The sequence below is a fragment of the Herminiimonas sp. genome (assembly GCF_030645555.1).
In the GTDB taxonomy this organism is placed as follows: domain Bacteria; phylum Pseudomonadota; class Gammaproteobacteria; order Burkholderiales; family Burkholderiaceae_D; genus Oxalicibacterium.
This window is the reverse complement of sequence record NZ_JAUSME010000344.1, coordinates 1-2896: the sequence shown is the minus strand read 5'-3', so window position 1 is coordinate 2896 and position 2896 is coordinate 1. Positions and strand designations below refer to the sequence as shown.

The following is a 2896-nucleotide window of genomic DNA, read 5'->3' as shown; positions in this document are numbered from 1 at the left end:
GGTCCGTTTTCACTGACCGGGCAACCGAATGCGATGGGCGGGCGCGAAGTCGGCGGCCTGGCCAACATGCTGTCTGCGCATCGCGATATGGCGAACCCGCAGCACAGGGCCGAGGTCGCCAGCTTGTGGGGCGTCACCGATGTGCCAGCCACGCCGGGCAAGAGTGCGGTGGAAATGTTTGAGGCAGTACGTACAGGCGACATCAAGATCATCTGGATCGTCTGTACCAATCCGGCGCAATCGATGCCGGAGCAGGCGATGATACGGGAAGCCTTGCGCAATGCCGAACTGGTGATCGTGCAGGAAGCCTACCGGACGACTGCCAGTTGCGATTACGCCGATGTCTTGCTGCCGGCTTCGACATGGAGCGAGAAGGAAGGCACCGTTACCAATTCCGAGCGTCGCATCACGCGCTTCAAATCCATCCTGCCCAAGCCGGGAGCAACCCTGCACGACTGGGAAATCGCGGTGCGTTTCGCGCGCAAGCTGGAGCGCGCAACAGGCAGAGACAAGACGATTTTTCCATACGAAAGCACCGAAGAAATCTGGAATGAACATCGCGAATCGACGCGCGGCCGCGATCTCGACATCACCGGTTTGAGTTTCCAGCTGCTGGAAGAGCAGGGACCACAACAGTGGCCGTTTCCTGAAGGCGCCAGCAGCGGCAAGAAACGCTTGTATGAAGACGGCATTTTCCCGACGGCCAGCGGCCGTGCAAAGTTCGTCAACACGATTTACCAGGGAGTGGCCGAGCCGGTCGATGCGCGCTTTCCGTTTCACCTGACGACCGGACGCTTGCGCGACCAATGGCATGGCATGAGTCGCACCGGCACCGTGGCCCAGTTGTTTTCCCATGCGTCGGAGCCGTCGATAGTCATGGCCAAGACCGATATGGAGCGGCGCCTGTTGAATGCCGGCGATCTGGTGCATGTCACCAGCAAGCGCGGCTCGCAGATTTTCCCGGTTGCGCCGGGCGATGACATGCGCGCCGGCCAGGCCTTCATCGGCATGCACTGGGGCGAGGAATATGTATCCGGCCGCGGGCGCGATGGCGGCGCCACTTATGGCGTGAATGCATTGACTTCGCCAGCCTTCGATCCCAGCTCGAAGCAGCCTGAATTGAAGCATGCGGCCGTCAAGATACTGAAGGCGGAATTCCCGTGGCGCTTCATCGTCTTCGGCTGGGTAGATGAAACGCAACTGCTTGCATTGCAAGCTAGCTTGCGTCCGATGATGCGCAAGTTTGCGTATGCATCATGCACGCTGTTTGGCCGTGACAAGGTTGGCGTGCGGTTTCGTGCGGCCGACGACTATGCTGCACCTCCCGAGCTGACCGCGCAGATAGAGAAAAAATTCGGCATCGCCGGTGCGCAGGTATTGCGCTACGACGACACCAAGCGCGGCAATACTCGCCGCATCCTGATCGGCGACGGCAAGCTGCAGGCGGTTGCGCTGGCTGGCGACATTTCTGCCGAGCGCTGGTTGAAGGAATATCTGGAAAGTGAACAGCCGGTTGCCGCCCTCGGCCGTTTGCTGCTGATGCCTACGACCCAGGCGCCGCAAAACTTCAAGTCGCGCGGCCGTATCGTCTGCAACTGTTTCAATGTGTCTGAAACGGAAATCAACGATGCATTGATGACGATGCCCGGCAAGCCGGATGCGAGATTGAGCGCCTTGCAGCAAAAACTGAAATGCGGCAGCAACTGCGGATCCTGTGTGCCCGAATTGAAAAAAATCATTTCCAGCCTGCAGGTGCCGGCAAAAGCGGCCTGATTTTTTCTGCACAGTCTGTTCTGCACTTTCGCTGTATCGACCTTCGGTGTACCCTCTGCAGATGCAAAAATCTATCGATACAGAACCATTCCCCACCGCCCGTTTCATCAAGGAAATCGGGCGTGGCGTCAAAGGCGCACGCAGCTTGTCGCGCGAGGATGCCTGTCAATTGTATGCGGCCATGCTCGACGGCCGTGTATCCGATCTGGAGATGGGCGGCATCATGCTCGCCATGCGCATCAAGGGCGAGTCGGTAGCAGAAATCGCCGGCTTCCTCGATGCGACGGAAGCCTCATTCGAGCAATTGCACGCGCCGCAAGGGGTGCAGCATGATTACGCGCCTATCGTGATCCCGAGCTATAACGGTTCACGCCAGATGCCGAATCTGACACCGCTGCTGGCCCTGTTGCTGGCGCGCGAAGGAGCACCGGTATTGATACACGGCGTGAGCAGCGATCCCGGTCGCGTGACGACGGCGGAAATTCTGCATGAACTGGGCTATCCGGTTTCGCACAATGCGCAACAGGCGGCCGAGCAGTTTGCGCGCCATGCGCCGGTATTCATGCCGATAGCGGCACTGGCGCCGCGCATGTCGGCCCTGCTGGCGTTGCGTCGCATACTCGGCGTGCGCAATTCGACGCATACGCTGGTCAAGATCATGCAACCGTTTGCCACGCCAGCCTTGCGGCTGACTTCATACACGCATCCCGAATATCTGGCGATGCTGACCGCTTACTTCACGACGGCAGCGCCGCCTGAACGCGGCGAAGTATTCCTGATGCGCGGTACCGAAGGTGAAACGGTAGCCAATGCCAAACGTGCACAGCAAATCAGCTGGATCCATGATGGTGAGTGCACGATTTTGGTGCAAAAGCAGGAGCCAGTCGACGAGATGCCGCCGCTGCCGGCCGAACGTGACGCCGTCACGACGGCGAGATGGATAGAAGCCGCACTCAGCGGCGAGGTGCCTATCCCGATTTCGATTGCGGAGCAGGTGGAACAGTGTTTGCTTGTAGCTAAACATCTACAAAGCAAACAAGGTGCACCAGATGGAGCGGCAATTCGGTAAGGTTATTCTCGTAGGTGCAGGTCCCGGCGATCCGGACCTGCTGACCATCAAGGC

2 protein-coding genes are annotated in these 2896 nt (G+C 59.1%); both read left to right on the top strand.

The features are described from left to right. A partial coding sequence (locus Q7T06_RS12905) for a molybdopterin-dependent oxidoreductase (RefSeq protein ID WP_304785208.1) occupies positions 1-1773 on the top strand: 1773 nt, incomplete at its 5' end. 61 nt (positions 1774-1834) lie between these two features. Then, a complete protein-coding gene (gene ybiB / locus Q7T06_RS12900) occupies positions 1835-2842 on the top strand; it encodes a DNA-binding protein YbiB (protein WP_304785207.1) in 1008 nt (335 codons plus the stop codon). Positions 2843-2896: the final 54 nt, after the last annotated feature.